The sequence below is a fragment of the Williamsia sp. z71 genome, assembly GCF_059553375.1.
This window is the reverse complement of sequence record NZ_JCANWX010000004.1, coordinates 185,952-206,862: the sequence shown is the minus strand read 5'-3', so window position 1 is coordinate 206,862 and position 20,911 is coordinate 185,952. Positions and strand designations below refer to the sequence as shown.

The following is a 20,911-nucleotide window of genomic DNA, read 5'->3' as shown; positions in this document are numbered from 1 at the left end:
GCCCGATGACCACGCGTCTGGTTATCGTGTGGTGGTGAAGAGCGAGACCGATCCGCCCCCCGTTGTGATCCGTCGGCCGCGACCGTGGACACGGATCGGCGCAGCCTTCACGGGGGCGCACGTCTTCTACGAACTGGCGTGCGGAGTCGCGATGCCCTTGTCCTCGGTGGCAGGTCCCGCGCCTGCGGCAATCGGATGGGGCGCGGCCACGGCGGCGAGCATGACGGAGCGGCCGGCCGGGCGCCGGCCAGGCACGATGCCGCCTTCGGTGTGCTCAATGGAGTGTTTCTGTCCGCGGTTGTGGCCCACTTCATCTACTGGCCCAAACGCTGGACCTACGGCGTGCCCACACTCACCGAATGTGAAGGTCTGCGCGGCAGCGTGGTCAGACCCTACAACCTGATTCTCTATCTCTCTGGCGTCGCTGCGACCGCTGGTCTGATCGAGAACGGTCGGACGGGCCTACGCAGCGGCGCCGTCGTTCCGTTGGTGCTCGTCCCGGCGTTGCTGCGGATCCAGGACCGGGAGTTCACCCGGCTCAGAGAGCAGGCCCGCGACCACCCGGCCTGGTGGAACCGGCGCCTGGGCTGCTGATCGTCCGTGCGGCCGGTGGTGGCGTATCGAGCACCTGGGCGAGCAGGTGCATCGCCGAGGTGACGGCGAGCGCGCGGACACTCGCGCGGTCGCCCGGAAGATGTTGTGTCCGGGTCACGGTCGGTCGGCCCGCGACCGCGATGGCGAAACAGACCGTTCCCACCGGTTTGAGATCGGTCCCGCCGCCGGGGCCGGCGATCCCGCTCGTGGACACCGCGACATCGGATCCGAGCCGGCGCAACGCGCCCTCGGCCATCTGTGCGGCCACCTGTTCGCTCACCGCTCCGTGTTCTGCGATCAATGCCGAGGGGACATCGAGTAGGCCGGACTTGATCGTGTTGTCATAGGCCACGACTGCGCCGGCGACGTACGCCGAGGACCCCGGTCGGTCGGTGAGCCGTGCGGCGACCAGGCCACCCGTGCATGATTCGGCGGTGGCGATCCGGTGTCCGGCAAGTCTTTCCGCCACCAGATCGTCGATGGTCGATCCGTCGGTCGAGAAGATCTGCGCCCCATGATGTTTCGCGATCAGTGAGGACAACTCGGCGTAGGCGGCGTTCGACGTCCCGGGGTAACGGGTCACCATGTCGAGCTCGCCGAGCCGCAGGCAGGTGGTGATCTCGAGCGTGTCGAACCCGGGAACATCGTGTTCCGCCGAGCGCAACGTGGCGGCGAGATCGGCTTCGGAGAGGCCGTATGCGCGGATGGTCGATTGCCGCAGCACCACCCGGCCGGCCAGGGCTTCCGCGACGGGGGCGCTCCGGATTGCCGCCGGCCACATCGCCTGCAGTTCCCGGGGCGGCCCGGGCAGCACCAGGATGGCGGGCAGGGTATGGGCCGGGATCGCCACGCCCGGAGCGGTTCCGGTCGGCGGAATCGATTGTGCGCCCTCAGGAACGAGGGCCTGCTTGTGGATGCCGGCCTGCAATGCTGCCGGATTCGGGTCTGAGGTCAGGCGGCCTCGCCAAATGCGGATGATCTCGCTGATGTGGGCCTCGAGGTCGCTGTCCAGCCGCAGGTCGCGACCACAGAACGCGGCGACCGTGGCCACGGTCAAGTCGTCGGCGGTCGGTCCGAGACCACCGGTGGTGATGATGAGATCCACGTGCTGGTCGGCGAGGAACCGAAGTTGTGCGGTGAGATCGTCGGGTCGGTCGCCGCACACGGTGATGTGGGCGATGTCGACGCCCCGATCGAGAAGCTGCCGGGACACCCAGGGTCCGTTCTGGTCGGTGATCCGCCCGGTCAGAACCTCGGTCCCGGTAACGACCACACCTGCTCGCACTGTCATCTTTCCGAGCTTAGTGCGATGGGTGGGTTCGGCCACCCCGCTCTGCTGTGGGGTCGCCGCCGAAGGATCTACGTTGTGCGGGTCGCTCGCGGGCTCGCTTGGCGTCCCGGCAACACTCCGAGCCCGATCATCCCGGAGGAGGCATCCATTACCTTGCCCATGGCCACCCGGTTCGCAGTTCTTCGATCCCATTGACGAACCTTGTGCGCTTCAATCTATGGAGGGGATATGTCCCGCTTGCGGATTCCCGATCTTGGCGGGTTGTGAACGCTACAATCGATGAATCCGGCAATGAGGTTCTGCCAAAATCCACTGCACAGCAACAGCTGTCGTCTTCCAGGGACGCGAAGGAAAAGTGCTCTTCGGATTTCGGGGCATGGCGCTCCGGCGTACCGAACAACCTGTCTTTGTCCCATTGGCGAGTGGGCGTACGGATCGTACTGCTTGGTCACGGCGATTCACCTGTCCTCGACGCAGGTGTACCTGCGTCGGATCGGGGGACTATCGGCCGCGCCGACTCAGGCTTCTTTGAATGGCGGGACGTCACATGTTGATCAGGGTGCGGGTTTTGGCGCTCGATCAGATCGGTTGGGAGATGTCGCCGAAACGATCGGCCGACGTTCCGCGGTTACCCGTCACGTCGGCGACGCGCCCGTGCAGATTCAGGATCTGCTGCAACCCCAATATGGCGATCGGACGAGCCGTGGAGCGACCCGAGGCCACAACCGCGAACCGACCGTTCACGGCCTCGATACGTTGGCGCCCATACTCGAGTGCCGCCAGGCCTGCTGCGCCGAGGAACTCTGTCATGGTCAAGTCGATGACGAGGTCTGTGGTGCCGGTCTCGAGGGCCTCGTGGATTGCTTCGATCAATTTGTCGACCGTGAGGAGGTCGAGATCGCCCCAGGGTGCGAGGATTGAAAAGGCGCCTTCTTGCCCGGTGGCGATGCTGAATGATGATTGCGCGGTCGTGGGAGAACCCTGAAGTTCAGGACCTTGGATTTGTGGCATGGTCTCGCTCCCTCGTCACAAGGTGGGAAGCGTTGGCATGATTCGACTGCCGACGCGTTGCGTGGCTAGTCATTTAACCTGCGCCAATGATCGCAGTCATCAGCCGGCTTCGCAACCCCGAACCGGATCGGCAGTCGGCGTGGACTGGGGCGATGTACTGAATGCCCTTGTGTATCCATGTGATAGCTCGACGGAGTGCGCTCTCCGACCACCTTTTTCGCTTTGTCCGAAACGGCTGTGATACGCGGGCGGCGGCCATGGTGAACCGACGAGTTGCGGCGACGGTTGATGTTGGGTAGGAGGTGAAAAGTCAAGCAGCACAACGAAATACATCCAGCCGAATACTTTTCGCCCCCCACGTCGACGATCTCGTTCTTGTTACCGCGTTCGCGTCCTGTCGGTGCGCACGGAGGTCCGGGGACGCCTCGAACACGCCGCGATAGAATGTTACGTGGGCGTATACTGACCCGCGAGTCGGTGGAGAAGTGGGCCGTGGGCCGTGGGATAGGACGGTAGGTGGATGGACGCCGAAGTACACAAGACAATTGCCGAACTCGTTCGTGACATGCACAAACTGTCGTCGGCCGAGGACAATATCAATACCTTGATCGGCTCGATCTCATCCGGCGCAGTGACCCATGTCCCAGGGGCTCAATTCGCAGGCGTCCTGTTGGTCAAGAAGAACGACTTCGAGTCGCTCGGGGTGACGGATCCGGTGGTTGAACAACTCGATCAGATTCAGAAGCAGGTGGGGGAGGGTCCGTGCCTCGAGGCCGCCTGGGAGCAGCCGACGGTGTGGATGAACGATTTCGTTGAAGAACAGCGCTTTCCTGCTTTCGCGGCAAGGGCTGTCGCCGAAACTCCAGTCAGGGCAAGCCTGTCGTTTCAGTTGTTCACCCACGAAGGTGCCATGGGGGCGCTGAATCTCTTCTCCAAGGAGGTGGACGCGTTCACCAAGGAGTCCGAAGAAGTCGGGTTTGTGTACGCAACCCACGCCGCCCTGGCCCTGTTCCGGGCCCGGCAGGAGATACAGTTCAACAGTGCGCTGGCCAGTCGCGACATCATCGGGCAGGCCAAAGGGATGATCATGGAGCGTTTCACGGTCGACGCAGTGCAGGCGTTCGAACTGCTCCGCAAACTCTCGCAGGACAGCAACATTCCGCTTGCAGATATCGCGCGGAAATTGGTGGAGACCGGATAGGGCCTCAGGCAGCCCGGACCGCCCTCCTCATCTGGTCCACAGGTCGATGGTCTTGCGGGTCAGTATGCGGCGGGGCAATCCCGTGACGCCGTCGGCGGCCAACGCCGCCCGGGCAGCGTTGCGCCCGCATATCCCGTGTACCCCGCCGCCGGGGTGTGCCGAGGCACTTCCCAGATAGAGCCGGTCGATCGGTGTCTCCGCCCTGCCCAACCCTGGTGTGGGGCGGAAGATCAACTGCTGATGAAGCTGGGATGTACCGCCGTTGACGGCGCCCGCGTGAAGGTTTGCATCGGCCTGGGTCAGGTCGGCCGGGGTCTGTACGTGACGCCCGATGAGCAGGTCGCGGAAACCCGGGGCATGTGCCTCGAGAACCTCATCGACCCGTGCGGCAAGGGAGAGCGCTGCGGAATCGTCGGTGACACCACGGGGCAGATGTGTGTAGGCCCAAGCGCTTTCGGTGCCCTCAGGTGATCGGGACGGATCGGCGGTGGTCATCTGCCCGACGATGAGGAAGGGATCACGAGGTACGACTCCGGTGTTGATATCGGCCATCCACCGCACCAGTCCCTGCATGTTCGCGCCGATGTGGACGGTTCCCGCCCGGCCAAGGTTTTCGGAGTTCCATGGAATCAGCTCGCGGACAGCGTAATTCACCTTGACAACCGGTGCGTCCCACTCGAAGTGTTCGAGGTCCTCGAGAACCCGTACGGGCACTGTTCCGGCAGGCAAGAGGTTCTGATAGAGGTTCGGGGCGGACGTGTTCGCGATGATCGCGCGGCGGGCGTGCCACAGCGTCCCGTCGGCGGTGCGGGCCGCCCGCGCCCGGCCGGCCACGGTCTCGATCCCCACGACGGGCGAATCGCATTCGATTCGCACCCCTACGGACTCACAGCGGCATACGAGCGCGTCGGTGAGGGCTCCGGCGCCGCCGACAGGGACCGGAAAGCCGGTGTCCTGCGCGAGCATGGTCAACAGATACCCCATGATGCCGCTGCCGGGCGCATCGACCGGAACGTCGGCGTGCATGGCGTTGCCCAGGATCAGTAGTCGGGCGTGTTCACTGTGAAACAACTCGGTGACCATACGGTTTGCCGGTAGCAACAGAAAACGTGCCAGCCGGGTCGCATCCCCGACCCCGAGCTTCCGCAAGATCGAGAGAAGCCCGCGCACAGGTGGGAAAGGCCCGAACAGGCTCGCGAGAAGCGCCGGTTTCAGCAGTTGCCACTGTTCGACCAACTCGAGCCACGCATGGCCGTCCCGCGGGTCGTGACGAGCCAACTGCTCGGCGGTCTGTGCGGGGTCGGGGTGCACCACCACGGCGTCGGTGTCGTCGGGTGCCAGGGCATGTCCGTACGGCACCGGCGCGTGACTCCACCGGAGTCCGTGCTCCGCAAGATCGAGTGCTCGCAATGCCGGGGAGACCGCCGCCAGCGGATGGAAGGCGCTGAACAGGTCGCTGTGGTACCCGGATTTGAGCTCCGCACTTCGAACCGCCCCTCCCGGCTCTGTCTGGGCCTCGAGCACTGTGACGTCCCACCCGGCATCGGCCAGCGTCGCAGCGGCGACAAGCCCGTTGTGTCCGCCACCGATGACCACCGCATCGGACGTCATCAGAACGCTACGATCCGCGGCGGAGTTGATGTCAGCATGCCAATGGGTAGCCGAGGGCGCGGCAGCTGAAACGTCGACGCGCCCGGTATGCGAGCGACCGACCGGGATTCGATCGCGACACGATGGGTACCCGAGGTGCGGTCGAGGACAATCAAAAGGTGGACGATGCGCAGCGCTGAAGTCGTGGTCATCACTGGCGCGGCGTCGGGAATGGGCCGAGAGCTGGCCCTCGCATCAGGTCCTGGCCGTCAACTTTGGCGGCGTCCTGCACGGCACCAGGGCGTTCCTGCCGCACCTGCTGGCCGTCGGGACGGGGCACATCGTCAACACCTCCAGTGCGTTCGGCCTGGTGGCCTCGCCGGGGCAGGGGTCGTACACCGCCTCCAAGTTCGCGGTTCGCGGTTCGCGGCTCACCGAAGCGCTGCAGCGCGAGTTGTGGACCCTGTCGCGGCGGATCGGTCGCTGAGGAGGGAGGTGGTCGGAACCGTTGTGCGCAAACATATTTGGGTGACCGAAAGTCGGGCCTGTTGATCGGCGAGCGCTCGTCGGTATGTCGACGACCGAAGGCCGGCCTATCGCCAACCCTTGCATTCAAGGTCTGTAATACTTTATTGTTGATCGTGCGGTTCATTTTCCAGCCGCGGTCGGAATTGCGTTGTCGCTACAGATTCCGAATCGGCTGCGGTGTCTCGCAACATCTTCGGACACGGTTCTGATCTCCCTGCGGCAGCCGACGCGAGCGCCCTGTCGGGGCGCGCAGTTGATGAAACCATGCTCATTTTTCTGAACGGTGAATCCATTGGAGTTCGATCAGGATCGGCGACCACAATCGCCGGAGGTACACGAGGAGTTCGATGTCGACCAAGGGGTCGTCGCGTTGGCGGCGACACTTGCGGTCGCACTCGGTGCATTGGTCCTTGTCGTCGGACTGGCGGTGAGCGGCTTGCTGACTGCGTTGCTGTGTGCCGTTCTTGCCGTCTGTGTGGTCGGACTGGCCGTGGCCATGTTGAGTCCCTGACCGGACAACAGTCGGGTCCGCCGTCGACGTTCAGATACCCGTCTCGGGTCCTTCTTGCTCGTCCGCGCGCGGATACTCGTCGTCGTCTTCCGGCCCGTCGGTGACGGGGATTTCCTGCTCGAGCGCGTCGGCGGTGTCCGAGTGTGGAATCGGCTCGTCGGGATCGGTCACGGGTGGTCCTCCTGACTGTCGTGCGATGTCTTCCTACGTGCGATGGGTGTCACGTGCTCGGCAGGTATCGCAGCAGTGCTGCGACCCCGTCATCCGGGTTGATCCGCTCATCGATCTGCACCAGAGAAGCTCCCACAGCCACTGCGGCCAGTGGGAGCGCTTCGTCTGCCCGCACCGGGCGGGTGGCGGCAGATCCGAGTTCCGACAGGGTATCCGGGTTGGTGGCGAAACGGGTGTTGTCCGAATCGGCCAGCACGGTGGCGTCCCTGAGGTCGTTGACGATCAACGTGTCGACGTTTCCTTCCCGCAGAGCCCCGCACACGTCCGCCAGCCCTTCGACGACGAGTCCGTCCGGATCGGCTCGTCCTTCCTCGAAACGTCTGGCCACCTCGCCCATGGTTGTCAGCGTTTGCCTGCGTAGTGCCTCGGCGATCTCCTGCCGGACCTGTTCATCGTCTATGCCGCTGTGCCGGGCGCCGCTGGTCAGTTCTGTCACGCGGTCATGTAAACGTTTCGGAAGGCTGGCCAAAAGGTCAGTGCGGGAACGTACTTCGCCCAACACGAAGATGTGGGGATAGTTCCATCGGTCGACGAGTTGAGCGACGGTGTGGGCCGTCGCGCGAATGTTCTTGCGCGCCGCCTCGTCAGTACGTTGCTGTGGGTCGCCGTAACCCGGTCTCTCGGCGCCCGCGGCGTTGTGGACGGGGTACCCGCCCCCGTCGACCTCTGTCGTGACCTCGTTGCCGGCGCGGTGCTCGGTGACGTCCGCACCGGTGTGGTCGACTGCGACGAGAAGATAGTCGGCCGGTTCATCGGCGTGTGCCACCAGTGGCAGCACGTACGGCAGATCCGATAAACGGACCGTCGGATAGTCGGGGGGCCGGGTCAAGTGCTCATCCAGCATCACTTTGCAGGCCGTCGCGATGAGTCCCCGGCCACTGGCGCCGATTGCCGGAGACGATTCGAATATCACCCGTTCGAGCTTGTTGACCAAGGGGGTTCCCGCGCCGTGGGCCTCGAGGTCCTTTCGGATGCCACGCCACGTCAGGTCGATCTGGTGTTCGGCATGCTCGGTGTTGTGCGAGTCATCAAAGTAGATCGAGGCGAACGGTCCGGCATCGTCAAGTAGCGGCCGCAGACGGTCTGATCTCATCTCTGCTCCTTTGCATCGCCCCGTTCAGCAATCGAATGCCCGATGCCGGCGGTGCCGAAACGCCATCTGAGAAACTTTGCGGAGCCGCGACTGCGAAGCGCAAAGGCCGCAATTCGAACTTGAACGACTGAACGGACTGCTTGCGCCGGCATAAGGTCTCGGTCTGTGACAACGGCTTCGAGGCTGCTGTTGGCGGCGTAACATGTCGACTCGAACGTCCCATGCAGCGGAGAGGTGGCACGCCCCTGCGTTTCTCTGAGGGGATCTTGAAGCTTGAGTGAATCCACAGGAATCGATCTGCATCTTCGGATCGCTGATCTGGTACGAAATGCGCAATATTCGAGGGATGGAACGGGCGAGGCGCTGCACCGACTGACGGCGGCAGCGACGGAGATCGTCCCCGGTGTGCAGTACGCCGACATCACCCGCGTGGGAAAAGGCCACCGTCTCAGTGTGGCCTCGTTCGCCGGTCGGTACGGAGAATTGCCGGCTCAGATCATGATCAGGTTCACCAGCCCCTGTGTAGACGCGAGCAAAGGCCGGCAGGCCGTCGTCTCTGCTGACCTCGAGTTCGAGGACCGCTGGCCCGACTACTGTGACGAGATCCTGGAGGCGACCCCGATCCGGACGGTTTCGTCGCTACCCCTGTGGAATCACGCGTACGTACTCGGTGTCCTGAATCTTTACGCGGAGACGCCTGGGACCTTGGATGACCGGACGGTGGCATTCGCGAGGTCTTACGCTTCGCACGCCGCCATCGCCTGGGAGTCCCTGCGGCGTGAAGAGCAGTTCGCCGGCGCCCTCGCGTCCCGCGACATCATCGGCCAGGCGAAGGGCATCTTGATGGAACGCTTCGAGGTGGATGCACAAGGCGCCTTCGAAATCCTGCGGCAGATATCGCAGGAGTCGAATACGGCGCTGGCGGCGGTTGCACAGAATGTCGTGCACAACCAGGCGTCGACACCGGCGACGGACGTCAACGGCGTCGCGCGGGCCGACTACATCGCTACACTTCGGTTTTGGCAGCCCCCTGCAGAAGGCGGTTCGCCAGAAGCGCAGTCGCGCACGCCGGACATAGCGCTGCATCAGAGCTGAGCGCCCATCCGCTGGTGTAGCCCGTTTCGATCGCGACGGCGCGATCGATGATGTGCGGCATCGGCAACGTGCGTTCACACGTATCACAGCGCAAGTTCATGATTTCCTCTTGTTGCCCGGCGAGTATGGGGAGCGAAGCGTGCACCTCGTTCCACAGGTGTCAGGCTGCAATTTTCAACCGAACCGAATCTTGGTGTATCCCGTTTCGCCGGGGTTTAAACAGCAGGGGACCGGGGTTTTCCCTTTCTTGAAGCAAGCTGCGGGTTCGTGCGGTGTGGATGGGCGCATTCGCGGGTAGGCCACACAAGATCACCGAGGGAGGTCTGATGAAGTCCATGGTTTATCGAGGTCCATACCGGATACGCGTCGAGAACAAAGAGATGCCCCGGATCGAACACCCCAACGACGCGATCGTGCGGGTGACCAAGGCGGCGATCTGCGGCTCGGACCTGCACCTGTACCACGGCATGATGCCGGACACCCGGGTCGGCATGACCTTCGGCCACGAGTTCGTCGGCGTGGTCGAATCCGTGGGTCCGTCGGTGGAGAGGCTCACACCCGGCGACCGGGTCATGGTGCCGTTCAACATCTATTGCGGGTCCTGCTACTTCTGCGTGCGGGGGTTGTACTCGAACTGCCACAACGTCAATCCGAACGCCACCGCGGTCGGCGGCATCTACGGTTACTCACACACGTGTGGCGGCTACGACGGCGGCCAGGCGGAGTTCGTGCGCGTTCCGTTCGCCGACGTCGGGCCGAGCATCATCCCGGAGTGGCTGGACGAAGAAGATGCACTTCTCCTGACCGATGCAGTCGCCACCGGATACTTCGGTGCGCAACTCGGCAGCATTCGCGAAGGAGACACCGTCGTGGTGTTCGGGGCCGGCCCGGTGGGGTTGTATGCGGCGAAATCGGCGTGGTTCATGGGCGCGGGCCGGGTGATCGTCATCGACCACCTGGAGTACCGCTTGGAGAAGGCGAAGACCTTTGCCCACGCCGAGACCCTCAACTTCGCCGAGTACGACGACATCGTTGTGCAGATGAAGAAGACCACCGACTATCTGGGTGCCGATGTCGCGATCGAGGCAGTCGGTGCCGAAGCCGACGGGAACTTCTTGCAACACGTCACCGCCGCCAAGTTCAAGTTGCAGGGTGGGTCTCCGGTCGCGCTCAACTGGGCGATCGATTCGGTGCGTAAAGGCGGGACGGTGGCCGTGCTCGGCGCCTACGGTCCCATGTTCAGCGCCGTGAAGTTCGGTGACGCCTTGAACAAGGGACTCACCCTGCAGATGAACCAGTGCCCCGTCAAACGGCAGTGGCCGCGCCTGCTCGAACACATCCAAAATGGCTTGCTCAAACCGAATGAGCTTGTCACCCACCGGATTCCACTCGAACACATCGGCGAGGCCTATCACATCTTCTCGGCGAAGCTCGATGAGTGCATCAAGCCGGTCATCACCGTCGGAGAAGGCTAGGAGCGGAGATATGACGTACACCGGAGAACCCCGAAGGGTCCCGACCGACGAACTGAAGGCAACCATTCCCGGGTGGGGTGTCGATCTCGACCCCGTTGACCGGCCGTCGGTGCCCCAGGAGCGGTATGACCCGAATGCCACTGGCGCGCACTGGGATTTCCCGGAACGCCAGGAAGAGCGTTGGCCGCGAGAGCGCTCCATCGAGCACAAATTCCTGACACCGGTCTTCGGGACCTCCGTGCCGCCGAGTGGGTTGTCCGGTGCGATACGGAGGTATGCGTACCGATACAGCGAAGCCCGTGCGGCGCACTGGCTGTTGTTGCTGGCGGCGGATCGTGTCAATGTCGTCGAAAGCCGTGTCAGTGCAGTGACGACGCACCGCGATGTCGTCGGTGATACAAGCGGCGCCGGCCGGACGGTGCAGGGGGCTCTCGCTCGCAGCGGCACCGATCGGATCGACCGCAAACATGCCTGGATTGATCCCATCATGGTGACCGGGCCATGGTTGGTCGCCGGTGGCACCGTGGTCGGTGTTCTCTACGGCATCGCGAGGAAGACCGGGTTGGTCGGTCGCTGACGCGGACTGCCGTGGGCTTAGCGGCAGCGTGCACCGGGTAACCCCCGCCGGCGACCTTCCCGTCGATGTCCAGGGCAACTACCGCCCGCTGACGCCGGGGTGTGCTTAGAAATCGGGCGGGCGGGGTACACGGGCACTGCACGGTTCAGCAGTGGTAGCCGGCGGTCGCCGTTGTGTATTCACACTTCGCACGGCGACGACTTTTCGACGAGTGCAGCTCGTACTACTTCGAAGAAAGCTGAGTGAACATGCCTCCTTCACCCCGTCCGGATCAATCGGCACCGGCACCTGTCGGCCCGACCGGAGCCCCGGACACCCGCGCCCAAGAGGGGCGGTTTCTCACCACCGCCCAGGGCGTTCGTCTGCCGGACACCCACCACTCGCTCAAAGCCGGAGAACGAGGGCCCACCCTTCTCGAGGACTTCCATCTGCGAGAGAAGATCACTCACTTCGACCACGAGCGCATCCCGGAGCGGGTGGTCCACGCCCGGGGCGCGGCCGCGCACGGAACCTTTGAGTCGTACGGCACTGCCAAGTCGGTGACGAAGGCAGGCTTCCTCGCGGACAAGAACCGTAAAACGGATGTCTTCGTGCGCTTCTCGACAGTGTTGGGATCACGGGGCTCGGCGGACACCGTCCGCGACACGCGTGGCTTCGCCACCAAGTTCTACACCGAGGAAGGCACCTTCGACCTCGTTGCGAACAACATCCCCGTCTTCTTCATCCAGGACGGCATCAAATTCCCCGACGTCATCCATGCCGGTAAGCCCCAACCCGACATCGAGTTGCCGCAGGCCCAGTCGGCCCACGATGGGTTCTGGGACTTCGTATCCCTGCACACCGAGGCCACCCACCACGTCATGTGGAATATGAGTGACCGCGGTATTCCGCGCTCCTACCGGACCATGGAAGGCTTTGGTGTCCATACCTTCCGGCTGGTCGCCGCGGATGGCACCACCAGCCTGGTGAAGTTCCACTGGAAGCCGGTGGCGGGAGTGCACTCGCTGGTCTGGGAAGAAGCTCAGATCGCAGCCGGCGTCGACCCCGACTTCCATCGGCGTGACATGGCCGACGGCATCAAGGCCGGGGCGCCGCTCGAATACGAGCTCGGCATCCAGGTGATGCCCGACGACGGCACCGAGACCTTCGAGGGTATCGACCTGCTCGACCCCACCAAGCTCGTGCCCGAAGAGCTCGCACCGGTGCAGATGATCGGGAAACTGACACTCAACGCCAATCCGACCAACTTCTTCGCCGAAACCGAACAGGTCGCCTTCCACACCGGCCACCTGGTTCCGGGTATCGAGGTCACCAACGACCCGTTGATGCAGGCGCGCCTGTTCTCATACCTCGACACCCAGCTCACCCGTCTCGGCGGACCGAACTTCGCGCAGCTGCCCATCAACCGACCGCATGCCCCGGTCAACGACATGCATCGCGACGGATTCCATCAGACCGCGGTCCACACCGGACTCGCGCCCTACCGCGACAACAGCATCGACGGCGACGAGCCGGTGTTCGCCGACGTCGAGGATGGTGGGTACGTGCAGACCGAGCGGCCCATCGAAGGCCGTGCCGTCCGGGCCAATCCGGTGTCGTTTGATGACCACTTCACGCAACCGGCGATGTTCTACCGCAGTCTGACCGCGATCGAACAGGACCATATCGTCGAGGCCTTCACCTTCGAGTTGGGCAAGGTGTTCGAGCAATCGATCAAGGAACGCCAGCTGCAGGTGCTCGCGAACGTCGACACCGATCTCTGCGAACGTGTTGCTGCCGGTCTGGGTCTTCCGGCGCCCAAGGGCGAACCCGTTGCCAACGTCGTGACGTCGCCTGCTCTGTCCCAGATTGTCCTCGAACCCGGACCGATTGCGGGACGCAAGATCGGGGTCATCGCAGATGAGAACTCTGATCTGAGCGGGATCGGGAAACTGCGGTCAGCAGCTGAGGCCGAGGGCGCGACCGTGCACGTCATCGCACCCGTCGGCGGCTTCCTCGGCAAGGCGGCGAACAAGCAGGTCGTCGAGCGCACGTTCCTGACGGTCCGGTCCATCGAGTTCGATGCGCTGGTTGTCGCCGGTGGTACCACGCCGTCCACCGACATCAAGTTGATGCTGCTGTTGCAGGAGGCGTTCCGGCACTGCAAGGCGATCGGTGCCTGGGGTGATGGTGCGGCGATTCTCGAGGCCGCGGGCATTGCGGTGGACGATCCCGGTGTGGTGGTTGGTGATTCGGCCGTCAAGGCGTTCAACGAGTCGCTGCTGGCCGCGCTGGGGCTGCACCGGGCATGGGATCGTGCCCCGGCCGTGATGGCCTCAGCGGTTCCGCCGTCCGTGCCAGATCGACCGGCACGGAAGGCGAACGCCAAGAAGGACTGACCTTCGGCGGATCAGGGCTCGGTCAGCAGGGTGGTCATGTCGTCGAGTTGAAAGAACTCGGCGACGGACACCGCTGACCGAGCCCCTCCGTGCGGGTCGGCCCCGGCGGCGAGCAAGGCCCGGACGGCGGGTTCGCATCGACGGAACACCGCCGATCCCAGGGCTGTCTGCCCGTTGTCGTTGACCCGCTCGACGTCGGCGCCCGCGGCGAGTAGGACCTCGACAGCCTCGGTATGGCTGTAATACGCCGCGAGGATGAGCAGCGTGTCCCCGCGGTCGTTGGTCAGATTGACCGGCCCACCGATGTCGAGGAACGACTGCAAGGCGGCGCTGTCGCCGCCACGCGCCCAATCGAAGGCGCTCCGAAACAGTTCGAGTTCTTGCTCCGTGAGATTCACGCTGTCCTCCTGGTTGTGGGCATGCCGCGGAGTACCCAGTGGCAGCGCAAACAACACCGGGTCGTCGGAGTCGGTCTGGCGACCCGGTCAGTTCAAGGCAGCTGCCAGGCGGCGCCACTGCTCGCGAGGGTAGGCCTTCGGGTCGGCATCGAGAACTTGCACGCACACGTGGTCGGCGCCGGCGGCATGATGTTCTCGGACCCGGCGGAGGATGGTCTCTTCGTCGCCCCAGGCGATGATCGCGTCGAAGACCCGGTCACTGACGGTGTCGAGGTCTTCCTGGGTGAATCCTGACCGCAGGAGATTGTTCGCGTAGTTGGGAAGCCCGAGGTAATTGCGGAGCCACTCGGTGCCGATGGCGCGCGCCTGGTCACGATCGTTGGTCAAGATGGCGGTTTGCTCGGGAAGGAGCAGTGGCCCCGAGCCGAGTGCTTCTCGGGCTTGCGCGGTGAAATCGGGGGTGACCAGGTACGGATGGGATCCGTTGGCGCGAGTTGCCGACAGGTGCAACATCTTTGGCCCCAGCGCGGCGAGTACCCGTCGATCGAGGGGGACCGGCTGCTCGGTCGCGTCGATCGCCTCGAGATACGCCTTGGTCGCAGCCAGCGGCTTCTTGTAACGGCCCGGCTCACTGGCGTCGATCAGTGGCGCGTGGCTGACACCGATGCCGAGCAAGAGACGGTCGCCGTACTCACCGACCATGCGGTGGTAATCGGTGGCCACATCCGCCGGCTCATGCATCCAGAGGTTGAGGATGCCCGTGGCCACCACCGTCTCGTTGGTTGCCTGTAGGAGATTGCCGACGGAGTCGAACACCGGCCCGCCGACGTCGGGTATCCACAGCGCGGTGTATCCCAGTGACTCCAGTTCGGCGGCAGCTTCTGCGGATTCGGCAGGATCGCCGTAGCGCAACTGTGAACTCCAGACGCCTACCCCATTGAGCTGCATGACTGCCTCCTCGTCCGACGCCATCCGGGCGCCGTCGGTGTTATCGGTCGCTGCCTGTGCACGCTATCGGAACGACCCGACGATTTGGAGCCGGGTCCCCACATCGGGCACTTTGTCCGGATAATGAACGGGTGCCCGACAACACGGCGAAACGCCCGCGGATCTCGGTGCGAGATGCCTTCATCCCCAGGAAGCGGTCGTTGACCACCGGCGAGATCGACTATGCGCGCGATGTTTTCGCCGACAGCCTCGACTACAGCGCGATTCGCCTCACCCGTGGCAGCCTGTTTGCGATGGGGTCGCCGGTCACCCTGGGTACGACGATCCATCTCAAGGCGGCGTGGGGACTCTTCGACGGAGATGGCCTCGAACTGACCCGGCGAGGCAGACAGATACTCATCCACGAGATGGTGCATGTCTGGCAGTACCAGAACGGCGGATTGGCTTACATCTTGCGGAGTTTGACCGCCCAGGTGCTTGCGACCCTGCGTGGCGGTGACCGTGGCGGTGCCTACAACTGGCGCGCAGCGCACGACGGGCAACGTCCATGGTCGACGTGGAACCCGGAACAGCAGGCGGCGGCAGTGGAGGACTACAACAAGTTGCTGCGCAAAACACGCAACGGTACGGCGACGCCTGCTGACGGCACGGAACTCGCCCTCCTCGGCGACTACATCGGCTCCGTGCGGAGACGCGAGGGTGCGACAGGCTCACGAAGAAGAATCTTCCGTCATCGGATGAGGAAATAGGTCTACGCGCCGAACTGGAATGCCGGATGGTCCCAGCCCGTTTGCTCGCGCAGTCAACGGGATTCGCGGTCAGCTGTTGAGGATCTTGGCCTTCTCGGCGGCGAACTCGGCCTCGGTGAGGACGCCCTGGGCCTTGAGTTCGCCGAGTTGCTGCAGGGCGCCGATCCGGTCGACAGGAGGCGCCGCGGGCGGTGGCGGCGCGTACTGGGGTTGTTGCGGGGGCTGCTGTTGTGGTTGGGCCTGTTCGGCCCAACGCTGACCTTGACGCCGTGAGACCCGGTTGGACACCGAGGTTGCGGTTCCGGCGATGACAGCAGTGCGGGCGACTCCGCGAAGTAGTCCGGGCATGATGTTCCTTGGCCTTTCGGTTCAGGCGTCCAGCGCGTCGAGGGAAGCCAAGATGGCTTGGGTTTGGATCCGTCCGGAGGCGACCAGTTGCGCGCCGTTGTGTCGTAACCTGGCGGCGAAGGGTGCGGCCCAACGATTTTCGTAGATCAGGACGGCGCCTGAGCATCCCGGTTGCAGGACCGAGGCGGCCTCGTCGAGGTCGGTGCGGTCGATGAGACCGGACGTCGCCTCGGCGAACAGGGTGACGTCGAAGTCGCCGGTCAGTCCGAAATCCTCGATGGCCACGCCGCTCACCGACCCATCGAGTTCCTTGCGGACGAACGTCAGATCCAGGACCCGGATCACCTCGCGTTCCACGAGATCGACGAGCAGCGGAAGCGCTGAGCCATCGGGAGTGCGATCGGCCGGGAACTCGATCACCAGATAATCAACTGGGCCGAGGTCATCGAAATCAAGTTCGGTCATGGTCGGGTTCTCCGATCGATCGGGGTGCACCGCGCCCACGTGGCGAGTGCTGCCGAATCGATTGTGCGCGGGCTCCGCCGACCGGACCTCACCTGTTTTGGATGAGATCTCTGCAGGCCGGGGGTCGCCGACCGGGCTCAGCTGTCCTGGGCACCGATACCGGTGCGTACCTCTTTCAGACGCATTGAACCCCGATCGCATCCGACCACCCGGGTCTACGGATTCGCGGTCTCGGAGCCCTCGAGCCGGGGCCTGGGAGCAGCCCACGTTCGGTTTTCTTTGCGCAGCGTCGTCAATCACCCGCTGTTTCAGGAAATCAGTGTCAAGCAACCATCATGACGATGAGGGTTACTGCGACGACCAGAAAGATGACGACGAAAACGATCACGCCGGCGATGGTCGCAACGCCCGTCGGCGGGAAGTGTCGTGAGGTCCGGGGCTCGTGTTCTGACACTCCAGACGTCTGTGACGCCTCCGGGGGTGTCGCCCCCGGTTCGACGCCGGTGGCGCCCTCCAACCCTGGCGTGCGCTCCGGGTCTGTACCACTATCAGGTAGGTCGTTCACGTGGTCCTCCCAACGATCCATCGTGTGTGTGTTCCAGTACGACGTACCCAATTTGTCAGCGATGAACCAAGCGATCGGGGTCACGGCGTTGCTCAGCCTGTGCGGCATCGACGGTGAATCCCTCCACGATCATGCCTTCGGCCTGACCGATGACGTCGCGCGAGGCCGGCGCGGAGTGCGTGGACAACAGATCGGGAACGCGAACCGTGAGGTGCTGCGCTTCTTTTTCGTGAGGGTGATGCCTGCTGAAACCGCGCCGTCGATCCCGTCCGACGCGGACACGGCGATGTCTGCCAGAACGGCCTTTTGGACCCATCCGGGTTTTGGCATGCAGAGTGCGAGACCACGCGCGGATGATCCTGGCGGCGCAACGCGAGAATCCACGAAATCCGGGGACCGCAGGCGGTTTTCGACTCGCCGGAGCTACCGATTCCGCCACGGATCGATCAGCGACCAACTCACCGACGCTGTGGGAGGCTCGGGCGTTTGTCGAGATGGTGACCACCGGGGTATGCCATGCTTCCCGCTATGAAGGAGAGATTTCTTCGGCTGGTGAACCGCACACCGTTCGTCGGCGGCAGTTCGTTGACGCGCGAGCAGATGGCAGCCCGGATCAGCGCCTACATCTACGGCAACATCCTGGTGCTGGCGGCGCTGATCCCGGTCACGGAGTCGCACGACAGGTTCGGCATCGCGGTCATCGTCGGTGCGGCCGTCACGACCTTCATCGCGCACTATTTCGCTGAACTCGTCGGCCGGTCGGTTCGTGAACATACGACAACCACCCGCGAGGACCGGCTGGCGGAGTTGCGCGACAGCCTGCCGATCCTGATCGCGGCGGTGATCCCCAGTCTCATCCTCGCCCTTGCGGTGGTGGGTCTGTTCGAGCCGAGGACCGCACAACTGATCGCTGAGCTGTTCATGGTTCTTCGCATCGCGACGATCAGCTACGTGATCGTGCGGATCCGCAGAGAGCGGGTGACCTCGAGAACCCATTGGACCGCGATCGGTCTCGGGGCGTTGGCCATGGTGATCGTCGCGTTGAAGTTGGCGTTCGGGCACTAGCCGCAGGTCGATAGATCAGTGATCCGTCCGGGGTGAGATCATTTCGCGAATGCTCATTTCGGGGACAGGCCCCGGAGAAGCGCATCGATGATCTCGGTGATGAACCGATCGTCCAGCGGGTCGATGGTCTTGTTGTTCGCCATCACGGAAATGCCTTGCAGCGTGGCGAAGAACAGGGTTCCGACCGTTCGCGCTCCGTCCACGAGCTCACCCTGCGATTGCCCGCGGTCGATCATGGCGGCCGCCGGGGCAAAGCTTGCTGCGCGCACATGCCGTAGCTCGTCCGAGACGTCGCCCCTCCGATACGTGGACATCAGATCGACCAACGACGGGTTGTTCGTGGCAAACCGGACGAACGCCACCGCGACGTCGTGCATCGTGGTCGTGAAGGATCGATGGTCAGGTGCTGCCGCGGTCTCGAGAGCGGCACCCAGTCGCCGAAATCCTTCGATGGCAAGCGATTCCAGCAGCGCCGCCTTGTCGTCGAAGTGCCGGCGGGGTGCTCCGTGGCTCACCCCGACCGCCCTTGCCAGTTCGCGTAACGAGAGGGCTTCGATGCCGGACGTTCGGAGTATTTCTTCGGCTTCGACAAGGAGGGCGGCCCGCAGATCTCCGTGGTGATAGGCCCTGTCCATGCGTGGGACTCTACCAATCAACGATCAATGTAGTCATTGACAACATTGGTTGATCGGTCCTAGTGTTCCCCCATCGACCAGGAGGGACATGGCCATGATCACCAGCGAGATATCACCATCGATCGGTGTCGAGGTGACCGACGCGTCGCCGTCGATGTTCAGCGATCCGGGGACGGCTGCCGAGTCGCTACGGCTACTGGCCCGTCACGGCGTCGTCGTCTTCCGGGAGGCGCACATCGGTGACGCCGACCTGGTCGCGTTCAGCCGCATGCTGGGCGATGTGGCGGTGGGCAAAGTCGGTGGGCTGCCGGATCATCCGGAGGTCTCACCCATCACCCTCGATCCCACCAAGAGCAAGCTGGCCGCGATGCGCCGCAGCACCATCTTCTGGCATGTGGACGGCCTGACCGATGATGTGCCACAAAAGGCGGCGTTGCTCGCGGCGCGTGAGATCGCCGACGACGGCGGCGATACGGAGTTCGCGAGTACCTACGCCGCGTACGACGCGCTCCCGGAGAGCCGCAAGGTCGAGCTGGCCGGTTACCGGGTCGTCCACAGCATGGCCGCCGCGCAGCTACTGGTTCATCCCGACGCCACCGACAAAGAGAAGGCCGTCTGGGACCGGCTTCCGTCACGCGAACACCCGCTGGTCTGGAAGCACCGCGATGGACGCCATTCACTGTTGATCGGCGCCACGGCCGGTGAAGTCGTCGGTCTGAGCCCGGCAGATGGGCGGGCGTTGCTGGACAGTGTCCTGGAATGGTCCACGCAGCCGCAGTTCGTCCTGCGTCACCGTTGGCGGGTGGGAGATCTCGTGATGTGGGACAACACCGGCCTTCTCCACCGGGCGACGCCGTATGAGCCGACGTCGAGGCGGCTGATGCATCGGACGACTCTTGTTGGCGAAGAGGCGGTTTCGTAGTGGCGGCAACCGGATCTACCACGCAGCGAGTTCTGATCGGGCACTTGATCCCGGTGAACAGTGGAGGGACGACCTGACATGGCGCGAATCGAGCCCTTACCGCTTCGTGAGTTCCCGAAGGAGATGCGCCAGGCCCTCGCCGCGATGACACCGCCGAACCCTCGGCATCCGCAGCCCCCTACGCAGGACCGGCCCAAAGCGCTCAATACGTTGGGGACACTCGCGCACCACCCGGCCTTGGCGCAGGCGTTCTTCACCTTCAATGGGCACCTGTTGATGGCGACCACTTTGTCCGAGCGGCAACGTGAAATGCTCATCATGCGGGTCGCAGCGGTCCGCGACTCGGGATACGAGTGGATTCAACACCTCTTCATGGCCCGCGATGCCGGGCTGACCGATGAGGAGGTCGGCCGAATCGCCTACGGCCCCACGGCGCCTTTCTGGGACGAGTTGGATGCTGCCATGCTCTCGGCCGTTGATGAACTCATCGGCGACGGTTGCATCGGCTCGGCGACCTGGCAGACGCTTGCCGCGCACCTGGACACCCGGCAGATTCTCGATCTGATCTTCACCGTTGGTGCATACGACACGTTGGCGCGGCTGTTCAAGTCACTGGAACTCGAGATCGACTCCGACATACCAGATCTGTTGAAGCGGGCCGGCTTTGGCGCAACCTGACCCCACCGACCGTGCCGATATCACCGTCGAGCGTGCCAAAGAAACCGTCGAGCGTGCCGAAACTGCCCGTGCGGTAGCAACTTTGGCACGGTCGACGGCGATATCGGCACGGTCGACGGTGGGGCGCGACTAGTTTCCGGCGGCCTCGCGGGCTTCGCGTTCCTCGTGGTTTCGGACGAGTTCGCGGAAGCCGATCGGGTCCCAGCCAGGTTTCGGCTGGACGCCCCACTCGTCTTCGGCGGTCTGTTGGCCGGCACCTTCGGGTGGTCCGAACAGCGGGTACGGGTACTCACATTCGAGGGTGTCATCGGAGTAGCGGACCTTCAACATCTCGCTGCAGATCTCCTGGAACGACAGGGTGGGGTAGCCATACCAGATCGCCAGTGCCGGAACGGTGAACGCGCCTTCGATGACGAGCGCGAAAAGGCAGACGAACACTCCTCGTTTGATGAACCTGTGCATGCGGGCATAGGGGGGCGTTGTACCCAGTGGCAGGTCCTCGTCGGGTGACTCGCCGGATGATGGAGATTTCGGGGACTCTGCGGACATGATGTCCTCCTTCT

Annotated in this window: 23 protein-coding genes and 1 pseudogene; 12 read left to right on the top strand and 12 right to left on the bottom strand. The window is 63.8% G+C overall.

Annotation, left to right across the window (positions count from 1 at the left end; translation table 11 throughout):
- Nucleotides 1-138: 138 nt before the first annotated feature.
- On the top strand, nucleotides 139-594 hold the full coding sequence (locus AC51GR_RS11680; protein WP_496324812.1) for a hypothetical protein: 456 nt from the start codon (nucleotides 139-141) through the stop codon (nucleotides 592-594).
- Here the strand turns inward: AC51GR_RS11680 and AC51GR_RS11675 are convergent.
- Together AC51GR_RS11675 and AC51GR_RS11670 are read right to left on the bottom strand one after the other, a co-directional pair.
- Nucleotides 539-1,885 carry a competence/damage-inducible protein A gene (locus tag AC51GR_RS11675; RefSeq protein ID WP_496324811.1) on the bottom strand — a complete coding sequence of 449 codons (1,347 nt, stop codon included), beginning with the start codon at nucleotides 1,883-1,885 and terminating at the stop codon, nucleotides 539-541. The genes AC51GR_RS11680 and AC51GR_RS11675 overlap by 56 nt on opposite strands.
- A gap of 579 nt (nucleotides 1,886-2,464) precedes the next feature.
- Nucleotides 2,465-2,896, bottom strand: coding sequence for an STAS domain-containing protein (locus AC51GR_RS11670; RefSeq protein ID WP_496324810.1), 432 nt, complete (start codon nucleotides 2,894-2,896; stop codon nucleotides 2,465-2,467).
- A 520-nt stretch (nucleotides 2,897-3,416) separates the two neighbouring features.
- Between AC51GR_RS11670 and AC51GR_RS11665 the strand changes: the two genes are divergently transcribed.
- The gene (locus AC51GR_RS11665; protein WP_496324809.1) at nucleotides 3,417-4,097 is read left to right on the top strand and encodes a GAF and ANTAR domain-containing protein; all 681 of its coding nucleotides are present in this window, start codon (nucleotides 3,417-3,419) and stop codon (nucleotides 4,095-4,097) included.
- Between the two features lie 27 nt (nucleotides 4,098-4,124).
- On the opposite strand, the gene AC51GR_RS11660 is transcribed toward AC51GR_RS11665, so the two are convergent.
- On the bottom strand, nucleotides 4,125-5,708 hold the full coding sequence (locus tag AC51GR_RS11660) for a phytoene desaturase family protein (RefSeq protein WP_496324808.1): 1,584 nt from the start codon (nucleotides 5,706-5,708) through the stop codon (nucleotides 4,125-4,127).
- A gap of 235 nt (nucleotides 5,709-5,943) precedes the next feature.
- Between AC51GR_RS11660 and AC51GR_RS11655 the strand changes: the two are divergent.
- Together AC51GR_RS11655 and AC51GR_RS11650 are read left to right on the top strand one after the other, a co-directional pair.
- Nucleotides 5,944-6,144 (top strand): annotated as a pseudogene (locus tag AC51GR_RS11655) (SDR family oxidoreductase); the annotation flags it as partial.
- Nucleotides 6,145-6,498: 354 nt separating this feature from the next.
- Nucleotides 6,499-6,726, top strand: coding sequence for a hypothetical protein (locus AC51GR_RS11650; RefSeq protein ID WP_496324807.1), 228 nt, complete (start codon nucleotides 6,499-6,501; stop codon nucleotides 6,724-6,726).
- A gap of 30 nt (nucleotides 6,727-6,756) precedes the next feature.
- Here the strand turns inward: AC51GR_RS11650 and AC51GR_RS11645 are convergent, their stop codons facing one another.
- Nucleotides 6,757-6,897, bottom strand: coding sequence for a hypothetical protein (locus AC51GR_RS11645; RefSeq protein ID WP_496324806.1), 141 nt, complete (start codon nucleotides 6,895-6,897; stop codon nucleotides 6,757-6,759).
- Nucleotides 6,898-6,946: 49 nt separating this feature from the next.
- Entirely contained in the window at nucleotides 6,947-8,050 is a 1,104-nt protein-coding gene (locus tag AC51GR_RS11640; protein WP_496324805.1) for an Rv2629 family ribosome hibernation factor, read from the bottom strand.
- Nucleotides 8,051-8,323: 273 nt separating this feature from the next.
- Between AC51GR_RS11640 and AC51GR_RS11635 the strand changes: the two genes are divergently transcribed.
- From AC51GR_RS11635 to AC51GR_RS11620, 4 genes are all read left to right on the top strand, one after another.
- The gene (locus AC51GR_RS11635; RefSeq protein WP_496324804.1) at nucleotides 8,324-9,145 is read left to right on the top strand and encodes a GAF and ANTAR domain-containing protein; all 822 of its coding nucleotides are present in this window, start codon (nucleotides 8,324-8,326) and stop codon (nucleotides 9,143-9,145) included.
- Between the two features lie 326 nt (nucleotides 9,146-9,471).
- Complete coding sequence (locus AC51GR_RS11630; RefSeq protein ID WP_496324803.1) at nucleotides 9,472-10,620, top strand: zinc-dependent alcohol dehydrogenase; 1,149 nt, start codon at nucleotides 9,472-9,474, stop codon at nucleotides 10,618-10,620.
- A 10-nt stretch (nucleotides 10,621-10,630) separates the two neighbouring features.
- Complete coding sequence (locus AC51GR_RS11625; protein ID WP_496324802.1) at nucleotides 10,631-11,197, top strand: hypothetical protein; 567 nt, start codon at nucleotides 10,631-10,633, stop codon at nucleotides 11,195-11,197.
- A 248-nt stretch (nucleotides 11,198-11,445) separates the two neighbouring features.
- Nucleotides 11,446-13,575, top strand: coding sequence for a catalase (locus AC51GR_RS11620; protein WP_496324801.1), 2,130 nt, complete (start codon nucleotides 11,446-11,448; stop codon nucleotides 13,573-13,575).
- 11 nt (nucleotides 13,576-13,586) lie between these two features.
- Here the strand turns inward: AC51GR_RS11620 and AC51GR_RS11615 are convergent, their stop codons facing one another.
- Entirely contained in the window at nucleotides 13,587-13,973 is a 387-nt protein-coding gene (locus AC51GR_RS11615) for an ankyrin repeat domain-containing protein (protein WP_496324800.1), read from the bottom strand.
- An 87-nt stretch (nucleotides 13,974-14,060) separates the two neighbouring features.
- Nucleotides 14,061-14,921 carry an LLM class F420-dependent oxidoreductase gene (locus AC51GR_RS11610; protein WP_496324799.1) on the bottom strand — a complete coding sequence of 287 codons (861 nt, stop codon included), beginning with the start codon at nucleotides 14,919-14,921 and terminating at the stop codon, nucleotides 14,061-14,063.
- A 131-nt stretch (nucleotides 14,922-15,052) separates the two neighbouring features.
- Here AC51GR_RS11610 and AC51GR_RS11605 point away from each other — a divergent pair, with 131 nt between their 5' ends.
- A complete protein-coding gene (locus AC51GR_RS11605) occupies nucleotides 15,053-15,670 on the top strand; it encodes a hypothetical protein (protein WP_496324798.1) in 618 nt (205 codons plus the stop codon).
- Between the two features lie 69 nt (nucleotides 15,671-15,739).
- On the opposite strand, the gene AC51GR_RS11600 is transcribed toward AC51GR_RS11605, so the two are convergent.
- The 3 genes from AC51GR_RS11600 to AC51GR_RS11590 all read right to left on the bottom strand — a co-directional run bounded on the left by AC51GR_RS11600 (nucleotide 15,740) and on the right by AC51GR_RS11590 (nucleotide 17,069).
- The gene (locus tag AC51GR_RS11600; protein ID WP_496324797.1) at nucleotides 15,740-16,018 is read right to left on the bottom strand and encodes an SHOCT domain-containing protein; all 279 of its coding nucleotides are present in this window, start codon (nucleotides 16,016-16,018) and stop codon (nucleotides 15,740-15,742) included.
- A 21-nt stretch (nucleotides 16,019-16,039) separates the two neighbouring features.
- Nucleotides 16,040-16,483, bottom strand: a complete 444-nt coding sequence (locus AC51GR_RS11595) for a DUF6325 family protein (RefSeq protein WP_496324796.1) — start codon at nucleotides 16,481-16,483, stop codon at nucleotides 16,040-16,042.
- Between the two features lie 322 nt (nucleotides 16,484-16,805).
- A complete protein-coding gene (locus tag AC51GR_RS11590) occupies nucleotides 16,806-17,069 on the bottom strand; it encodes a DUF6480 family protein (protein WP_496325052.1) in 264 nt (87 codons plus the stop codon).
- Between the two features lie 507 nt (nucleotides 17,070-17,576).
- Here AC51GR_RS11590 and AC51GR_RS11585 point away from each other — a divergent pair.
- On the top strand, nucleotides 17,577-18,113 hold the full coding sequence (locus AC51GR_RS11585) for a hypothetical protein (RefSeq protein WP_496324795.1): 537 nt from the start codon (nucleotides 17,577-17,579) through the stop codon (nucleotides 18,111-18,113).
- Nucleotides 18,114-18,166: 53 nt separating this feature from the next.
- On the opposite strand, the gene AC51GR_RS11580 is transcribed toward AC51GR_RS11585, so the two are convergent.
- Nucleotides 18,167-18,748, bottom strand: coding sequence for a TetR/AcrR family transcriptional regulator (locus AC51GR_RS11580; protein WP_496324794.1), 582 nt, complete (start codon nucleotides 18,746-18,748; stop codon nucleotides 18,167-18,169).
- Between the two features lie 88 nt (nucleotides 18,749-18,836).
- Here AC51GR_RS11580 and AC51GR_RS11575 point away from each other — a divergent pair, with 88 nt between their 5' ends.
- Entirely contained in the window at nucleotides 18,837-19,670 is an 834-nt protein-coding gene (locus AC51GR_RS11575; RefSeq protein WP_496324793.1) for a TauD/TfdA dioxygenase family protein, read from the top strand.
- A 78-nt stretch (nucleotides 19,671-19,748) separates the two neighbouring features.
- Nucleotides 19,749-20,348 (top strand): carboxymuconolactone decarboxylase family protein, encoded by a 600-nt coding sequence (locus AC51GR_RS11570; protein WP_496324792.1) that lies wholly within the window; start codon nucleotides 19,749-19,751, stop codon nucleotides 20,346-20,348.
- Between the two features lie 129 nt (nucleotides 20,349-20,477).
- Here the strand turns inward: AC51GR_RS11570 and AC51GR_RS11565 are convergent, their stop codons facing one another.
- Nucleotides 20,478-20,897, bottom strand: a complete 420-nt coding sequence (locus tag AC51GR_RS11565) for a hypothetical protein (RefSeq protein ID WP_496324791.1) — start codon at nucleotides 20,895-20,897, stop codon at nucleotides 20,478-20,480.
- Nucleotides 20,898-20,911: the final 14 nt, after the last annotated feature.

Bases quoted from the DNA above. Each gene is read 5' to 3' on its own strand.
- AC51GR_RS11675 (WP_496324811.1), bottom strand. From the start codon at position 1,885: ATGACAGTGCGAGCAGGTGTGGTCGTTACCGGGACCGAGGTTCTGACC.
- AC51GR_RS11670 (WP_496324810.1), bottom strand. From the start codon at position 2,896: ATGCCACAAATCCAAGGTCCTGAACTTCAGGGTTCTCCCACGACCGCG.
- AC51GR_RS11665 (WP_496324809.1), top strand. From the start codon at position 3,417: ATGGACGCCGAAGTACACAAGACAATTGCCGAACTCGTTCGTGACATG.
- AC51GR_RS11660 (WP_496324808.1), bottom strand. From the start codon at position 5,708: ATGACGTCCGATGCGGTGGTCATCGGTGGCGGACACAACGGGCTTGTC.
- AC51GR_RS11640 (WP_496324805.1), bottom strand. From the start codon at position 8,050: ATGAGATCAGACCGTCTGCGGCCGCTACTTGACGATGCCGGACCGTTC.
- AC51GR_RS11630 (WP_496324803.1), top strand. From the start codon at position 9,472: ATGAAGTCCATGGTTTATCGAGGTCCATACCGGATACGCGTCGAGAAC.
- AC51GR_RS11625 (WP_496324802.1), top strand. From the start codon at position 10,631: ATGACGTACACCGGAGAACCCCGAAGGGTCCCGACCGACGAACTGAAG.
- AC51GR_RS11620 (WP_496324801.1), top strand. From the start codon at position 11,446: ATGCCTCCTTCACCCCGTCCGGATCAATCGGCACCGGCACCTGTCGGC.
- AC51GR_RS11610 (WP_496324799.1), bottom strand. From the start codon at position 14,921: ATGCAGCTCAATGGGGTAGGCGTCTGGAGTTCACAGTTGCGCTACGGC.
- AC51GR_RS11600 (WP_496324797.1), bottom strand. From the start codon at position 16,018: ATGCCCGGACTACTTCGCGGAGTCGCCCGCACTGCTGTCATCGCCGGA.
- AC51GR_RS11595 (WP_496324796.1), bottom strand. From the start codon at position 16,483: ATGACCGAACTTGATTTCGATGACCTCGGCCCAGTTGATTATCTGGTG.
- AC51GR_RS11590 (WP_496325052.1), bottom strand. From the start codon at position 17,069: ATGGATCGTTGGGAGGACCACGTGAACGACCTACCTGATAGTGGTACA.
- AC51GR_RS11585 (WP_496324795.1), top strand. From the start codon at position 17,577: ATGAAGGAGAGATTTCTTCGGCTGGTGAACCGCACACCGTTCGTCGGC.
- AC51GR_RS11580 (WP_496324794.1), bottom strand. From the start codon at position 18,748: ATGGACAGGGCCTATCACCACGGAGATCTGCGGGCCGCCCTCCTTGTC.
- AC51GR_RS11575 (WP_496324793.1), top strand. From the start codon at position 18,837: ATGGCCATGATCACCAGCGAGATATCACCATCGATCGGTGTCGAGGTG.
- AC51GR_RS11570 (WP_496324792.1), top strand. From the start codon at position 19,749: ATGGCGCGAATCGAGCCCTTACCGCTTCGTGAGTTCCCGAAGGAGATG.
- AC51GR_RS11565 (WP_496324791.1), bottom strand. From the start codon at position 20,897: ATGTCCGCAGAGTCCCCGAAATCTCCATCATCCGGCGAGTCACCCGAC.